A 14,808-nucleotide genomic window follows, 5' to 3' on the forward strand; every position below is an offset into this window, starting at 1 on the left:
CCTACACTGGGCCCAGCACCGTCGCTCGAACGGAGCCTGCATGTCCTCGCCGTGGACTCCTCGCCGTCCGGGATCGCCTGACGCATCCCGCCTGCTCATCGAGCGCGCCCACGACGAGTTCGTGAGCGGCAACAGCGCCGATCCGCGGCTCGCCGACATCCGCGGCATCGTGCGCGACAGCTGGCGGCGCTCACTCGAGAGTCTCGTGGGCGTCGAGGGGCTCCCTCCCCTGGCGCTGGATGCCGAGCAGCTCGAGCGGCTGCGCAGCGAGCATCCGCTGGCCGGTGTCATCGACATGATCCGCGGCCTGCTGATGCCGGGCGATCCGACCGACTCCGGAGTCGTCGTCGCGGTCGGCGATGCGGCCGGCCGTCTGCTGTGGGTCGAGGGCGACGCGCACGTGCGGACGCTGACCGGCGACATGGGCTTCATCGCGGGTGCGGACTGGTCGGAGGATGCCGTGGGCACCTCCGCCCCGGGCACCTCGCTCGCGCTGGATCGCTCGGTGCAGATCCGCGGGGCGGAGCACTTCAACCGGCTCGTGCAGCCGTGGTCGTGCACCGCGGCACCGGTTCACGACCCGGAGACCCGCCGTGTGCTCGGCGTGATCGACGTGACAGGCGGCGAGCCGGTCGTCTCTCCGCAGGCGCAGCTGCTGGTGGATGCCACCGCCCGCGCCGTGGAGGGCGAGCTGCTGCTCAGCCGCATGCGGGCTCGCGCACAGAGCCGTGCGCCGCGACGCGCCTCCCCCCGATCGGCCCCGGTGCGCGCGACGCTGTCGGTCCTGGGTCGCAGCAAGGCGCTTCTCGAGGTCGCGATGGACGAGGGCGAGCACGTCGCCGAGGTCACGACCCGCCACGCCGAGCTGCTGCTCATGCTCGCCACGCACCGCCAGGGCCTCTCGGCCGAGCGCCTGGCCGAGCTCGTCTACGCAGACCCCGGTGCGACCGTCACGCTGCGTGCCGAGATGGTGCGGCTGCGCAAGACGCTCGAGCGCATCGCGCCCGATCTCGCGCCCGCATCCAAGCCCTATCGCCTCGACGTCCCGCTCGAGACGGATGCCGAGCAGGTCCTGTCTCTCCTGGACCGCGGCGCGCACCGGGTCGCACTCGCGGCCTACCGCGGTGACGCGCTTCCGGAGTCGACGGCCCCGGGAGTCGAGGAGTACCGCGACAACGTGCGCACTGCCCTGCGGGAGGCGCTGATGGCGGAGGCGAGCGTCGACGTGCTTCTGACGTTCGCGGAGACGGATGCCGCGGCCGACGATGTCGAGCTGCTGCGGCTGTGCCTCTCGATGCTGCCGGCGCGATCGCCGCGCCGCGCGGGCCTCGTCGCCCGCATCGAGCGCCTCGAAGCCTGAGCGCAACGTTCTGCAACCTTCCGGCGCCTACCGTCGACGCATCGCGGCACAGAAGCCGCGGACAACGTCGAAGGAGACACCATGACCATCGTCGAAGAGGGCGTCTCGAGCGTCTATGCCGCGCCGGGTGAGCGCGGGTCGGTCGCCGAGTACCGCACCCGGTACGGCCACTACATCGGCGGAGAGTTCGTCGACCCGATCAAGGGCGAGTACTTCGAGGACATCACGCCGGTCACCGGCAAGCCGTTCTGCGAGGTCGGCCGCGGCACCGTCGAGGACATCGACCGCGCGGTGGACGTCGCGTGGAAGGCGTTCGAGTCCTGGAAGCGCACCACTCCCGCCGAGCGCGCCGTCATCCTGAACAAGATCGCCGATCGCATCGAGCAGAACCTCGAGCGCATCGCCGTCGCCGAGACGTGGGAGAACGGCAAGCCGGTCCGCGAGACGCTGGCGGCCGACATCCCGCTCACGGTCGACCACTTCCGCTACTTCGCAGGCGTCCTGCGTGCCCAGGAGGGCTCGCTCAGCCAGCTCGACGAGGACACGGTCGCCTACCACTTCCACGAGCCGCTGGGCGTCGTGGGCCAGATCATCCCGTGGAACTTCCCCATCCTCATGGCCGCCTGGAAGCTCGCGCCCGCGCTCGCGGCGGGCAACTGCGTCGTGATCAAGCCGGCCGAGCAGACCCCCGCATCCCTGCTGTTCCTCTTCGACATCATCGGCGACCTGCTGCCGGCGGGCGTCGTGAACATCGTGAACGGCTTCGGCATCGAGGCGGGCGCACCGCTCGCGCAGCACAAGCGCATCCGCAAGGTCGCGTTCACCGGCGAGACCACGACGGGCCGCCTGATCATGCAGTACGCCTCGCAGAACCTCATCCCGGTGACGCTCGAGCTCGGAGGCAAGTCGGCGAACGTCTTCTTCGAGGACGTCGCCCAGTCGACGGATGACGCGTACTACGACAAGGCCCTCGAGGGCTTCACGTTCTTCGCCCTGAACCAGGGCGAGGTCTGCACGTGCCCGTCGCGCGCGCTCATCCAGCGGTCGATCTACGACCGGTTCCTCGGCGACGGCCTCGAGCGGGTCGCCCGGATCAGGCAGGGCAACCCGCTCGACCCGGAGACGATGATCGGCGCGCAGGCCTCGAACGACCAGCTCGAGAAGATCCTGTCGTACATCGAGATCGGCAAGGCCGGCGGCGCGAAGCTTCTGACCGGCGGGGAGCGGGTCGACCTGGGCGGCGAGCTGTCCGGCGGGTACTACGTCGCACCGACGGTGTTCGAGGGCACGAACGACATGCGGATCTTCCAGGAGGAGATCTTCGGGCCGGTCGTCTCGGTCACGTCGTTCTCGGACTTCGACGACGCGATCTCCATCGCCAACGACACGCTCTACGGCCTCGGCGCGGGCGTCTGGAGCCGTTCCGGCGACACCGCCTACCGGGCCGGCCGGTCGATCGAGGCCGGACGCGTGTGGACGAACACCTACCACCAGTACCCCGCGCACGCCGCCTTCGGCGGCTACAAGCAGTCGGGCATCGGCCGCGAGAACCACCTCAAGATGCTCGACCACTACCAGCAGACGAAGAACCTGCTGGTGTCGTATGCCGACGGAGCCATGGGCTTCTTCTGAGCCGGTATCCGGACCCGGGCGGAGGTCCCCCAGACTCCGCCCGGGGTCGCCCATTCACGGAGGAGAGCGGAATGACGGAGCGCGTGGCGGTGACGGATGCCGCGGCATCCCTCCTGCGCGAACTCACGGCACAGCACGGGCCGCTGATGTTCCATCAGTCCGGTGGATGCTGCGACGGCAGCTCGCCGATGTGCTACCCGGTCGGGATGTTCCTGACGGGTCCCGGCGACGTGGATCTCGGCACGATCGACGTCGGCCTGGACGACCCGATCCGGGTCTACATGTCGCACGCGCAGTTCGAGTACTGGAAGTACACGCACCTCACGATCGACGTGGTGCCGGGACGCGGCGCGGGCTTCTCGGTGGAAGGCCCGACGGGCATGCGGTTCCTCATCCGCAGCCGGATGCTCGACGAGTCCGAGCTCGCGCACTTCGGCCTGGCCGGCTGACGATCACCCCCTTCGCATCCCGGGGAGGGCCAGACCAGGCAGCTGCGGACGTAGGCTCAGGGCCATGTATGGATACGGAATGGCCGGGGTCGGCTGGATCGCCGTCATCTTCCTCTGGCTGATCGCGCTCGCGGCCCTGTTCGGCATCATCTACGCGGCTGTGCGGCTCGCCGCACTCCATGCGCTCAAGGCGCACACCCGCTGGCTCGACTCCGGCCGGCCCAGCGGCGGCTCGCACGTCTACCCGGCGGCACAGCAGCCGTACCCGGTCTATCCGAGCGCACAGCCCGGCCAGCCCGCACAGCCCAGCCCCCAGCCCGGCCATCCGGGCACGCAACCCGGTTATCCTGTGCCGCCATCGACGACCGGCCAGCCCTATCCCGGCTACCCGGGAGGACAGCAGGCATATGGAGGCCCTCAGCCCCCTCAGCCCCCGCAGCCGACGCCGCCGCTCCCCCACTCCGGCCGGGACGACCAGCCCGACCCCGAAGAGCCGTCCGGCCGCGCCGAAGCCTGAGGAGCAACAGGCTCAGAGCCAGCCGCTCTCCTCGGCGATGCGGGCCGCGTCTGCGCGATTGCGGGCGCCGGTCTTGCCGATCGCGCTCGACAGGTGATTGCGCACGGTGCCCTCGGACAGGTGCAGGATGCGGGCGATGTCGGCGATCGACCCTCCCGTGAGCGCGACGCCGAGCACATCGGTCTCACGCTCGGTCAGGGGCGAATCGCCCTGTGCGAGCGACTCCGCGGCCAGTGCGGGGTCCACGACGCGAAGTCCCTGCGCGACGCGCCGCACGGCATCGGCCAGCTGCGGGGCAGGCGTGTCCTTCACGACGAAGCCGGCTGCGCCGGCCTGCATCGCGCGCTTGAGATATCCCGGCCGCCCGAAGGTCGTGACCATCAGCGCGCGGCACGATGGGACCCTCGTGCGCAGCTCGGCGGCGGCCGCGATCCCGTCCATCCCGGGCATCTCGATGTCGAGCAGGGCGACGTCGGCGCTCGCGGCCAGGGCCGCGGGGGCCACCTCGTCTCCGCGGCCGACTTCGGCGACCACCTCGATGTCGGACTCGAGGCTGAGCAGCGCCGATAGAGCGCCGCGCACGAGCGCCTGATCGTCGGCGATCAGCAGCCGGATCACAGGGTCACCTCGAGCCGGAATCCGCCCAGCTCGCTGCGACCGACCGACAGTATTCCGCCCGCGGCATCCACGCGCTCCCGCAGTCCGGACAGCCCCGTCCCGGATCCGGACTCGACCGGCCCGACCCCGTCGTCCTCGACCGACACCACACGGGAGTCGAGACGGATGCGGCAGCGCCGCGCCTGTGCGTGGCGCACGACGTTCGTCACGCCCTCGCGCACGACCCATCCGGCCAGCTCCCGGTGCTCGGGGGGCACGGCATCCGTCGTCGAGGGCGCGTCGAGCGAGATGTCCGCCGCCGACAGGGCGACGCGGGCGGCCGCGAGCTCCCCGCTGATGCTCACGCCGCGGAAGCCGGCGACCGTCGCGCGCACGTCGGCGAGAGCTCCGCGCGCGAGCCCCTCGACCTCGGCCATCTCGGCCTTCGCCCGCTCGGGGTCGACGTCGACGAGCCGCCCCGCGAGCTCGCTCTTCACCGTGATCACGGTGAGCGAGTGGCCCAGGATGTCGTGGATGTCGCGCGCCACCCGTCCGCGCTCGCGCTCCGCGGCGATGCGCTCGACCTCCCGCTGCGCGAGGCGGGTCTGGTTGACAGCGACGATCGACCGCATGAACGCGGCCATCATGAGCGATATCGACGCGATGATCGCCGGCACCCACAGCACGTTCGCGTTCCAGCCCTGGTGGATGACGTCGAAGACGAGAGCCAGCGCCGAGAGCCCGAGGATCGAGGTCCAGGTGAGCTGCCAGGGCACGACGGCCGTGGCGACGAGGACGCCGACATAGGTCCAGACCGCGCATACCTGCCAGTCGAGCCACGGCCACAAGGCGAACGACAGCGCGAAGACCGCGGCGATGACGAGAAGGCGGCCGCGGAGACCAAGAGTCCAGTTGAGAGGCGTGGCCGCGAGGAAGGCCAGGGCATACCCGCACAGCAGGACGATGCCGACGGTCGCCGAGGCCGTCGAACCGGCGACCTGGACGATCTGCGTGCCGGCGCTGATCAGCCAGATGAGGGATATGCCGCCGCCGATATACCAGCGGCGCGCGCCAGGAGACCACAGCACCGAGGGTCGGGTCAGACCCTCCCCGACACGTGTGCCGGCCGACAGCACCGGCCAGCGCGGACCGTACCGATCGTCGCTCATGACCTCACCTCGCTCTCACCCTAGAGCCCGGCCGTCCTCCAACGCCGAGGCGTCGGAGGACGGCGTCCGCTCACCCTCGCTTGGTGTCGCGCCGGAAGAAGAAGACCGTCCCGGCGAGGAAGATGCCGAGCCACACCAGGGCGTTCACGAGCCACAGGATGTCGAACGAGTCGCCGGTCAGCGGCGCGCGCGCCATCTGCCCGATGCCGTAGACGGGCGTGAACTTCGCGATCGTCTGCAGGAAGTCCGGCATGTTGTTGAGCGGGTAGAAGATGCCGCCGATGAACGAGAGGAGCACGATCGCGAGGCTCGTGATCTGCGCCGCGTTCTCACCGGGCACCATGTAGCCGACCATCAGCCCGAGGGTGGTGAACACCGCGCTGGCGAGCACCCAGCTCGTGAGGCCCGTGACGATCCACTGGGCCGGAGTGAGGTGCACCCCGGCGATGGCGCCGGTGATGTAGGTCGCGATGACCGCGAGCAGACCGAGGAGCATGCCGGCGATCATCTTGATGATGACGTTGACGAACGGGTTCAGCGGCGTGAGGAGCAGCTGCCTGCTCCAGCCCTGCGCGCGCTCGACGGCGACGGCGGCGCCGGTCTGCGTGGCGGACATCATCGCGCCGTACATGGCCATCGAGACCATGATGTAGGCCGCGACGGACGGTCCGCCGGCCGAGATCGGCGTCTCGGTGAGGGGCACGGTGAGGAACCGGCCGCCGATGACGATGAACATCAGCACCGGGAACGCGATCGTGAAGATGAGCGTCCGGCGGTTGCGCAACTTGCGCGCGAGCTCGATGCCCAGGTAGGTCACGTTGAATCCCCCGAGCGGCGGCACACGGCGGTCGAGCCGCACGCGATCCGCGGGGGCGGCTGCAGCGGGCGTGGGGATCATGCTGCCTCTCCTTCCGAGGTGAGAGCGAGGAACACGCTCTCGAGGTTCTGCGGGGTGATCTCGACATCCCGGGCCGGCGTCTGCGTGAGCAGGTAGCGGGCCACGGCATCCGAGTCCTTCGTGTGGATCGCGATGCGGTCGCCCTGCGCTTCGACGCTCTCGACGTCGGGCAGCGCGGCCAGAGCGACCTGATCGGCGCCGCGGAGAGTCGCGTGGACGACGCGGCCGGACACGAGGTTCTTGATCTCCGATGTCGTGCCGTCGGCGACGACGCGTCCCTGGCTCATGAGGACGATGCGGTCGGCGTACTCGTCGGCCTCATCGAGGTAGTGCGTTGCGAAGAGGACCGTGCGACCACGGGCCGCGTCGGCGCGGATGGAGCTCCAGAACGAGCGTCGGCCCTCGACATCCATCCCCGTCGTCGGCTCGTCGAGGATCAGCAGGCCGGGGTCGCTGAGCAGCGCCATCGCGAACCGCAGCCGCTGCTGCTGGCCTCCCGAGCACACTGCGACCTTGCGGTCCGCGATCTCGCGGATGCCGGCACGCTCGAGCACCTCGTCGACCGGACGGGTCTCGGCGAAGAGGCTGGCCGTGAGCCGCAGGGTCTCGCGCACCGTGAGGTCCTTCAGCAGTCCGCCGGTCTGCAGCACGGCCGAGACGAGACCGTGGGCGATGGCGGCGCGCGGCGTGCGTCCGAAGACCTCGACCGAACCCGCATCCGGATGGGACAGACCGAGCAGCATGTCGATCGTCGTCGTCTTCCCGGCGCCGTTGGGGCCGAGGAACGCGACGATCTCGCCCGCGCGCACCGTCAGATCGACGCCGCGCACCGCGTGCACCTTCCCGAAGCTCTTCACGAGCCCGGCTGCGGCGATCGCCGTGACGGTCTCGACGCGCTCGCCCGGCGAGCGCACTGTGGTTGTTTCCATGCATCCAGGATGCCCGCGCCCCGACGCGCACGATTCGTCCGGTCGTCACGATCCGGGTGTGACATCCGTCATGCCGTGTCTCGATTCGGTTACGAATCATTCACCTCAGGCGACGGATCCGATGCCGCGGGTGAAGATAGTTCGTCATGCGGCGTCGACCCGGCGTGCGCAATTCTCGTTTCGAAGGGGAACCATGACTGTCCGTCGTTCCACTCGCGCCCGTCTGGGCCTGGCGATCGGCGCCGTCGGCGCGACCGCCGTCGTGCTCGCGGGTTGCGCCAGCACCAACAGCGGCGGTGGCAGCACCGCTGCCTCCAGCCAGCCGCTCATCATCGGCACCACCGACAAGATCACCTCGATCGACCCGGCCGGCTCGTACGACAACGGCTCGTTCGCAGTCATGAACCAGATCTACCCGTTCCTGCTGAACAGCAAGTACGGCACGGCCGAGGTCACGCCCGACATCGCCACGTCGGCCGAGTTCACATCGCCGACCGAGTACACCGTCAAGCTGAAGCCGGGTCTGAAGTACGCCAACGGCGACGCGCTCGACTCGTCCGACGTGAAGTTCTCGTTCGACCGCATGGTCAAGATCAACGACCCCAACGGCCCTGCATCCCTCCTGGGCAACCTCGACAGCGTCGAGACGCCAGATGCCACGACCGTCGTGTTCCACCTCAAGAACCCGAACGACCAGACGTGGGCCCAGGTGCTCTCGAGCCCCGCCGCTCCGATCGTCGACGAGAAGGTCTTCTCGGCCGACAAGGTCACGCCGGACAACACGATCGTCGAGGGCAAGGCCTTCGCCGGCCAGTACGAGATCAAGTCGTACAAGGTCAACCAGCTCATCGAGTACGTGCCCTACAAGGGCTACCAGGGCAACCTCGGCGCCCCGCAGAACTCGGGCGTCACGGTGAAGTACTACGCCGACCCGTCGAACGAGAAGCTCGACATCGGCAAGGGCAACATCGACGTGGCCTTCCCGAGCCTGTCGCCGTCCGACATCTCCGACCTCAAGACGAACAAGAACGTCAAGGTCGTCGACGGCCCCGGCGGCGCCATCCGCTACATCGTGTGGAACTTCAACACGATGCCGTTCGGCGCGACCGCGCAGGGCGCCGACGCCGCGAAGGCGCTCGCCGTCCGCCAGGCCGCCGCCGACCTCATCGACCGTCCGGCGATCGCGAAGGACGTCTATCAGGACACCTTCACGCCGCTGTACTCGTACGTGGCGCAGGGCTTCACCGGCGCGAACGATTCCCTCAAGGGTCTCTACGGCGACGGCAAGGGCGGCCCCAGCCTCGACAAGGCCAAGCAGACGCTGCAGGCCGCGGGTGTCACCACGCCGGTCACGCTGAACCTCCAGTACAACGGCGACCACTACGGCGCCTCGTCGGGTGACGAGTACGCCAAGATCAAGGCGCAGCTCGAGAACGGCGGCCTGTTCACCGTCAACCTCGCGCAGACCGAGTGGGTCACGTACCAGAAGCAGCGCGTCGACGGCTACCCGGTCTATCAGCTGGGCTGGTTCCCGGACTTCTCGGATGCGGACAACTACCTGACGCCGTTCTTCTCCAAGGAGAACTTCCTGTCGAACCACTACGACAACCCCCAGGTGCAGGACCTCCTCGCCAAGGAGGCCACGAACCCCGACGCGAATTCGCGCAAGCAGCAGATCGAGCAGATCCAGGACCTCGTCGCGAAGGACCTCTCGACGATCCCGCTCCTGCAGGGCACGCAGATCGCGGTCGTCGGCAAGGACGTCCAGGGCACGACCCTCGACGCCTCGTTCAAGTTCCGCTACGCACCGTTGCACAAGTAAGCAAGACCAGACCCGGGCCGGGAGGGGTTCGCCCCTCCCGGCCCGTGCCGTGACGTCCTAAGGTTCACTCATGGTCACTGCGGTCGATGCCGCCGATTTCGCCAGCCCCGTCACCGCGAAGCGCGGTGGTCTGTGGCGCTACATCCTGATCCGCCTCCTGCTGATCATCCCGACGATCCTCATCCTCGTGACCGTCGTGTTCATCCTGATGCGCGTGACGGGCGACCCCATCACGGCTGCGCTCGGCGGCCGGCTCGCACCGGCCGAGCTGGCACGACGCATCCACGAGGCCGGCTACGACAGGCCCATCCTCGTCCAGTACGTCGAGTACCTGCGCAACCTGCTCGTGGGCGACCTCGGGACGACGCTCACCGATAACCGTCCCGTCTCGCAGATCCTGCTGCAGTACGGCAGCGCGACGCTCGAGCTCGCGTTCTACGCGCTGATCGTGGCGCTCCTGGTCGGCATCCCGTTCGGCCTCATCGCGGCGTACCGGCGCGACCGCTGGCAGGACGCGATCCTGCGCACCGGCGCGATCCTCGCCTACGCGACGCCCATCTTCTTCGTCGCGATCCTGCTGAAGCTCATCCTCGCGGTGAACCTCGGAGCCTTCCCGGTGGCCGGCCGCGCATCCGTCCGCGTCGAGCTCGAGCTGCAGAGCATCACCAATCCGACCGGCATCTACCTGATCGACGCGATCCGGCTGGGCGATCCGGCCGCCGTCGCCGACGTGCTGTGGCACGCGGTGCTGCCCGCCATCGCCCTCGGGCTGCTGACCGCGGGCATCTTCCTGCGCCTCGTGCGCACCAACGTCATCGGCACGCTCGGGTCGCAGTTCGTCACCTCCGCCCGCTCGCGCGGCGTCGGCGAGTACACCCTCGTGACCAAGAACGCCTATCGCCCCGCCCTCATCCCCATCATCACGCTGATGGGCCTGCAGATCGCGGCCCTGCTGTCCGGCGCGGTGCTCACCGAGACGTCCTTCGAGTGGAAGGGCCTCGGGTTCATGCTGTCCGAGTATCTGAAGGCGCGGGACTTCGTGGCGGTGCAGGGCATCGTCATCCTGATCGCGATCATCGTGGCGGTCGCGAACTTCATCGTGGACGTGCTCGCCGTCGTCATCGACCCGCGGGTGAGGTACTGACATGGCTGCTCCCACGACCACGGCCACCGTCGCCGTCGCGCCGCGGAAGAAGCGGGTGATCGACCGCATCCCGGTGCTCTCTCAGCTGCGTCAGAGCGTGGGCCTCCAGCGCACCATGCTGACGATCGGCCTCGCCCTGGGCGCGCTCTTCATCATCGTCGCGGTCTTCGCTCCCTGGATAGCGCCCTATGGATGGGCTCAGCTCGGCGTGAACGGCAAGGACTTCGGCACACGTCAGCCGCCCAACCCGGTGAACCTCCTCGGCACGACCGTCAGCGGGTTCGACGTGCTGTCGCGCACGATCTGGGGCGCGCAGACCGCCCTTCTCGCGATCCTGTTCGCGATCGTGTTCTCGATCTTCCTCGGCGTCACGGTCGGCCTCCTGAGCGGCTACTTCGGCGGATGGCTCGACCGCACGCTCGTGGTCATCGCCGACGCGATCTACGCCTTCCCCTCGCTGCTCCTCGCGATCGTCATGTCGATCGTGATCACACAGGGCCAGGCCAACCTGTGGGGTGGGATCTTCTCCGCCGCGATCTCGATCACCGTCGTGTTCGTTCCGCAGTACTTCCGCGTCGTGCGCGCGGAGGTCGTGCGTGTCAAGGCCGAGCCGTTCGTGGAGTCGGCGCGGGTGATCGGCGTGCCGACGAACCGCATCCTGTTCCGTCACGTGCTGCGCAACTCGACCCGCACGATCCCGGTCATCGTCACGATCAACGCGTCCGAGGCGCTGCTCACGCTCGCCGGCCTCGGCTTCCTCGGCTTCGGCATCGAGCCGACGTCGGCGGCGGAGTGGGGGTACGACCTCAACCGCTCCGTCGAGGACGTCACGAGCGGCATCTGGTGGACCGCGATCCCCCCGGGCGTCGCGATCGTCATCGTGGTGCTCGGCATCACCCTCATCGGCGAGAGCCTGAACGACCTGAGCGACCCGCGCCTGCGCCGTCGCCGCCGCGCCGGAGGTGCCGCATGACTCCCGTCGACACGACTCCCGACATCGCATCCGTCGAGGGACTCCGCGTGGTGTTCGCGACGGATGGCGAGCCCGTCGTCGCCGTCGACGGCATCTCGCTGCAGGCCCACGCCGGCGAGGTGCTCGCCATCGTCGGCGAGTCGGGCTCGGGCAAGACCGTCACCGCGAACGCGCTCCTGGGGCTCATCCCCGAGAACGCGACCATGTCGGGGGCCATCGTCATCCAGGGCCGCGACGGCGGAGAGACGGATGTCGTGCACGCCTCGTCGTCCCAGCTCCGCGCCATGCGCGGCCGGGACGCGGCCATGGTGTTCCAGGAGCCGTCCACGGCACTGAACCCGGTCCTCTCGATCGGCGATCAGATCGCACAGGGCCTGGCCGCCCACGAGAAGCTCAGCAAGAAGGAGATGCGCGCCCGCGCGGTCGACATCCTGCGCAAGGTCGGCATCCCCGACCCGGAGCACCGCGTCGACGAGTACCCGCACCAGTTCTCCGGCGGCCAGAAGCAGCGCATCGTCATCGCGATGGCCCTCGTGCTCGACGCCGGCCTCATCATCGCCGACGAGCCCACGACCGCCCTCGACGTGACGGTCCAGGCCGAGATCCTCGACCTGCTGCGGGCGTGCCGCGACGAGTTCGGCGCCACGGTCGTCATCATCACGCACAACATGGGCGTCGTCGCCGACCTCGCGGACCGTGTGATCGTGATGTATCAGGGCGAGATCGTCGAGCAGGCGTCGGCGCGCGAGCTGTTCGCGAACCCCCAGCAGGAGTACACCCGCGAGCTGCTTGCGGCCGTCCCGCGCGTGGGCCAGGGCAAGAGCGCCACGCAGGATGCCGGCATCCCTGCGCCCACGACCGCACCTGCCGATGCCGTGGTCGTCGCGCAGAACCTGCACATCGCGTATCCCGGACGGTTCGGCAGCGCGGGGGTCATCGCCGTGAAGGGCGTGGACTTCTGGATCGGTCCGAACGAGGTCGTCGGGCTCGTCGGTGAGTCGGGTTCGGGCAAGACGACGATCGGGCGATCGATCGTCGGGCTCACCCCCGTCGTGGAGGGGTCGCTCACCGTGCTCGGCACCGAGATGAAGGGCGCGCGCTCCCGACGTCTCACGAAGCTGCGCCCCGACATCGGTTTCGTCTTCCAGGACCCGGCGACCAGCTTCAACCCGCTCCTGACCATCGCGGAGTGCATCGCGGAGCCTCTCATCGTCCACGGACGGGCGCGAAGCGTCGCAGGCGCCCGCCCCCGCGTCGACGAACTGCTGGATGCGGTGCACCTGCCCCAGGCGTTCGGCGACCGGTACCCGCACGAGCTGTCCGGCGGCCAGCGCCAGCGGGCCTCGCTCGCGCGCGCCATCGCGCTCCACCCCAAGCTGCTCATCGCGGACGAGCCGACGAGCGCTCTCGACGTGTCCGTGCAGGCGCGCGTGCTCGAGCTGTTCGCCGAGCTGCAGGCGCAGCTCGGTTTCGCCTGCCTGTTCATCAGCCACGATCTCGCCGTCATCGACGAGGTGGCCGACCGGATCGTCGTGCTGCGGCACGGCGTCATCCGCGAGCAGGGCACCACGGTGCAGGTGCTGACCGACCCGAAGGACGACTACACCAAGCGCCTCCTCGCCTCGCTGCCCGTGCCCGACCCGGCGGCGCAGGCGCTGCGTCGAGCCGCCTGGCACGAGACCGTCGCCTGACGTCGCACGGACCGGCCTTCGGCTCCGCGCTGTTCCTCACGCGACAGGTCGACATGGTCGTCTCGCGGATGCTGCGGGTCCCCCAGGCGCACGCGCGCTGCTGAGGATCGCGGCTCAGTCCAGCGGCCGGTTCACCTCGTCGCCGTCCCAGCCGAGGTCGGCATCGGCGGGGAGCGGCACGACATCGAGGCCCGGCGCCCTGACGAGGGCGGCGACCAGTTCGGACGAGCCTCCGACGAGCGTCGAGTCGAAGTCGATCTCGCTCACGACGATCCACGCCCGGTCCGCCGGCCACACGATCGCCGGTGACTCGGCCTCCGCGTCGAACCCCGAGGCTGCCCGTGCCGGGTCGCGCCACGGCATCCGCGTGGGCCAGTCCGGCTCCGCGAGTTCGGCTATGCCGCCGCGGAAGAGGACGAACGAGCGACCGGGCAGGTCCAGTCGCGGGCCGCGCGAGACGGTGTCGGAGAGGACGCCAGGCTGCCACGTCGGCTGGCGGAAGGCGTCGTTGAACTTGTCGCGGGCGGCGTGCGCGAGAAAGGCGGCGTGCAGGGGATCCGCATCCTTTTCGACGAACAGACGGGATGCGCCGTAGCCCATCGCGCCGACCAGCCCTCCCCATCCCTCCCAGACGGCGACGCCTCCGTCGCGCGGGGTCGTGGTGTGGTCGGCGAGGACGCGTGCGAGAACGGCCCAGGATGCGGCATCCAGCTGACCCTCCCGCGGCGAGTCGTACCGCCAGCCCTCGACGTCGCGCGGCTGGCCGAAGCCGTTGTCGCGCGGATCGACCCGGACGAGCCGCAGCCACTGCGCGAGCGGATGCATCACGGTGCCGAAGGCGGCCGCGACGCGATCCCAGGTCACCCGCTCGACGTCGATCTCGGGTGCATCGCGCTGGAAGCTCCGCCACCCTGCGCGGTCGCCGTCCGCCGGCCATTGCCGGTCCACGGGCCGCTCGCGCGTGACCGGATGCAGCACCCGGGCGTAGGCCGGAAAGCCCCGCGGGATGACGTCGTGCACCGTGCTGCGCCAGGGCCGGTCCACGCCCGCCGCTATCCAGTCCCCCGCATCGACGTCCGCCGTCCACTCCATGGCATCACGCTACCTCCCGGACGCGATTCGGCTCCGGGCGACGCATCCGGTACCATGGGAGGGTTGTCCAGGCGTCCGCGCCCGGACACGTGCAAACACACCCTCCTGCTGCCGGGAAATGCCCGGCAGCCGTTCTAGTCCGAAGGAGGTGGGTAAGTGACGCACCAGTACGAACTCATGGTCATCCTGACCCCTGAGCTCGACGAGCGCCAGGTCGCCCCGAACCTCGACAAGTTCCTGAAGGTCATCACGAATGATGGTGGCTCGATCGACAACGTCGACGTGTGGGGTCGCCGCCGTCTCGCCTACGAGATCCAGAAGAAGTCCGAGGGCCTCTACGCCGTCGTCAACTTCACCGCGACGAGCGAGGCCACTCAGGAGCTCGACCGCCAGCTGAAGCTCAGCGAGCTGGTCATGCGCACCAAGGTCCTCCGTGCCGAGGAAGCCATCGCGCAGGTCGCCGCCGAGAAGAAGCGCTCGGACGAGAAGGCCGCCCGCAAGGCTGCTGCCCCGGCCAAGGTCGCGAAGGCGTAAG

General features: G+C 69.3%; 14 protein-coding genes. 9 read left to right on the top strand and 5 right to left on the bottom strand.

Annotated elements, in window-relative coordinates; translation table 11 throughout:
* The first annotated feature begins 40 nt into the window (after window positions 1–40).
* From SM116_RS01440 to SM116_RS01455, 4 genes are all read left to right on the top strand, one after another.
* Window positions 41–1,360: a GAF domain-containing protein gene (locus tag SM116_RS01440; RefSeq protein ID WP_320942689.1), complete on the top strand. Its 1,320-nt coding sequence runs from the start codon at window positions 41–43 to the stop codon at window positions 1,358–1,360.
* 81 nt (window positions 1,361–1,441) lie between these two features.
* Window positions 1,442–2,992: an acetaldehyde dehydrogenase ExaC gene (exaC, locus tag SM116_RS01445; protein WP_320942690.1), complete on the top strand. Its 1,551-nt coding sequence runs from the start codon at window positions 1,442–1,444 to the stop codon at window positions 2,990–2,992.
* A 71-nt stretch (window positions 2,993–3,063) separates the two neighbouring features.
* Window positions 3,064–3,441: a DUF779 domain-containing protein gene (locus SM116_RS01450; RefSeq protein WP_320942691.1), complete on the top strand. Its 378-nt coding sequence runs from the start codon at window positions 3,064–3,066 to the stop codon at window positions 3,439–3,441.
* A gap of 64 nt (window positions 3,442–3,505) precedes the next feature.
* Window positions 3,506–3,958 (top strand): hypothetical protein, encoded by a 453-nt coding sequence (locus SM116_RS01455; RefSeq protein ID WP_320942692.1) that lies wholly within the window; start codon window positions 3,506–3,508, stop codon window positions 3,956–3,958.
* 12 nt (window positions 3,959–3,970) lie between these two features.
* On the opposite strand, the gene SM116_RS01460 is transcribed toward SM116_RS01455, so the two are convergent.
* The 4 genes from SM116_RS01460 to SM116_RS01475 all read right to left on the bottom strand — a co-directional run bounded on the left by SM116_RS01460 (window position 3,971) and on the right by SM116_RS01475 (window position 7,551).
* Window positions 3,971–4,576 (bottom strand): response regulator transcription factor, encoded by a 606-nt coding sequence (locus SM116_RS01460; RefSeq protein ID WP_320942693.1) that lies wholly within the window; start codon window positions 4,574–4,576, stop codon window positions 3,971–3,973.
* Window positions 4,573–5,724, bottom strand: a complete 1,152-nt coding sequence (locus SM116_RS01465) for a sensor histidine kinase (RefSeq protein WP_320942694.1) — start codon at window positions 5,722–5,724, stop codon at window positions 4,573–4,575. The genes SM116_RS01460 and SM116_RS01465 overlap by 4 nt, the downstream gene beginning before the upstream one ends.
* 70 nt (window positions 5,725–5,794) lie before the next feature.
* Window positions 5,795–6,622, bottom strand: coding sequence for an ABC transporter permease (locus tag SM116_RS01470; RefSeq protein ID WP_320942695.1), 828 nt, complete (start codon window positions 6,620–6,622; stop codon window positions 5,795–5,797).
* Window positions 6,619–7,551, bottom strand: a complete 933-nt coding sequence (locus tag SM116_RS01475; RefSeq protein ID WP_320942696.1) for an ABC transporter ATP-binding protein — start codon at window positions 7,549–7,551, stop codon at window positions 6,619–6,621. Before SM116_RS01475 ends, SM116_RS01470 begins: the two co-directional genes overlap by 4 nt.
* A 193-nt stretch (window positions 7,552–7,744) precedes the next feature.
* Here SM116_RS01475 and SM116_RS01480 point away from each other — a divergent pair, with 193 nt between their 5' ends.
* The 4 genes from SM116_RS01480 to SM116_RS01495 all read left to right on the top strand — a co-directional run bounded on the left by SM116_RS01480 (window position 7,745) and on the right by SM116_RS01495 (window position 13,181).
* Complete coding sequence (locus tag SM116_RS01480) at window positions 7,745–9,373, top strand: ABC transporter substrate-binding protein (RefSeq protein WP_320942697.1); 1,629 nt, start codon at window positions 7,745–7,747, stop codon at window positions 9,371–9,373.
* A gap of 70 nt (window positions 9,374–9,443) precedes the next feature.
* On the top strand, window positions 9,444–10,517 hold the full coding sequence (locus tag SM116_RS01485; RefSeq protein ID WP_320942698.1) for an ABC transporter permease: 1,074 nt from the start codon (window positions 9,444–9,446) through the stop codon (window positions 10,515–10,517).
* A 1-nt stretch (window position 10,518) separates the two neighbouring features.
* Window positions 10,519–11,490, top strand: a complete 972-nt coding sequence (locus SM116_RS01490; protein WP_320942699.1) for an ABC transporter permease — start codon at window positions 10,519–10,521, stop codon at window positions 11,488–11,490.
* Window positions 11,487–13,181, top strand: a complete 1,695-nt coding sequence (locus SM116_RS01495; RefSeq protein WP_320942700.1) for an ABC transporter ATP-binding protein — start codon at window positions 11,487–11,489, stop codon at window positions 13,179–13,181. The genes SM116_RS01490 and SM116_RS01495 overlap by 4 nt, the downstream gene beginning before the upstream one ends.
* A 114-nt stretch (window positions 13,182–13,295) precedes the next feature.
* On the opposite strand, the gene SM116_RS01500 is transcribed toward SM116_RS01495, so the two are convergent.
* A complete protein-coding gene (locus SM116_RS01500) occupies window positions 13,296–14,273 on the bottom strand; it encodes a hypothetical protein (protein WP_320942701.1) in 978 nt (325 codons plus the stop codon).
* A gap of 156 nt (window positions 14,274–14,429) precedes the next feature.
* On the opposite strand from SM116_RS01500, the gene rpsF reads away from it, so the two are divergent.
* A complete protein-coding gene (gene rpsF, locus SM116_RS01505) occupies window positions 14,430–14,807 on the top strand; it encodes a 30S ribosomal protein S6 (protein WP_320942702.1) in 378 nt (125 codons plus the stop codon).
* Window position 14,808: the final 1 nt, after the last annotated feature.

This window comes from Microbacterium rhizosphaerae, assembly GCF_034120055.1.
Taxonomy (GTDB): Bacteria; Actinomycetota; Actinomycetes; order Actinomycetales; family Microbacteriaceae; genus Microbacterium; species Microbacterium rhizosphaerae.

Coding starts and splice junctions, on each gene's coding strand:
- SM116_RS01495 (WP_320942700.1), top strand. CDS start 11,487: ATGACTCCCGTCGACACGACTCCCGACATCGCATCCGTCGAGGGACTC.
- SM116_RS01490 (WP_320942699.1), top strand. CDS start 10,519: ATGGCTGCTCCCACGACCACGGCCACCGTCGCCGTCGCGCCGCGGAAG.
- SM116_RS01475 (WP_320942696.1), bottom strand. CDS start 7,551: ATGGAAACAACCACAGTGCGCTCGCCGGGCGAGCGCGTCGAGACCGTC.
- SM116_RS01450 (WP_320942691.1), top strand. CDS start 3,064: ATGACGGAGCGCGTGGCGGTGACGGATGCCGCGGCATCCCTCCTGCGC.
- SM116_RS01480 (WP_320942697.1), top strand. CDS start 7,745: ATGACTGTCCGTCGTTCCACTCGCGCCCGTCTGGGCCTGGCGATCGGC.
- SM116_RS01485 (WP_320942698.1), top strand. CDS start 9,444: ATGGTCACTGCGGTCGATGCCGCCGATTTCGCCAGCCCCGTCACCGCG.
- SM116_RS01455 (WP_320942692.1), top strand. CDS start 3,506: ATGTATGGATACGGAATGGCCGGGGTCGGCTGGATCGCCGTCATCTTC.
- exaC (WP_320942690.1), top strand. CDS start 1,442: ATGACCATCGTCGAAGAGGGCGTCTCGAGCGTCTATGCCGCGCCGGGT.
- SM116_RS01470 (WP_320942695.1), bottom strand. CDS start 6,622: ATGATCCCCACGCCCGCTGCAGCCGCCCCCGCGGATCGCGTGCGGCTC.
- SM116_RS01440 (WP_320942689.1), top strand. CDS start 41: ATGTCCTCGCCGTGGACTCCTCGCCGTCCGGGATCGCCTGACGCATCC.
- SM116_RS01465 (WP_320942694.1), bottom strand. CDS start 5,724: ATGAGCGACGATCGGTACGGTCCGCGCTGGCCGGTGCTGTCGGCCGGC.
- SM116_RS01500 (WP_320942701.1), bottom strand. CDS start 14,273: ATGGAGTGGACGGCGGACGTCGATGCGGGGGACTGGATAGCGGCGGGC.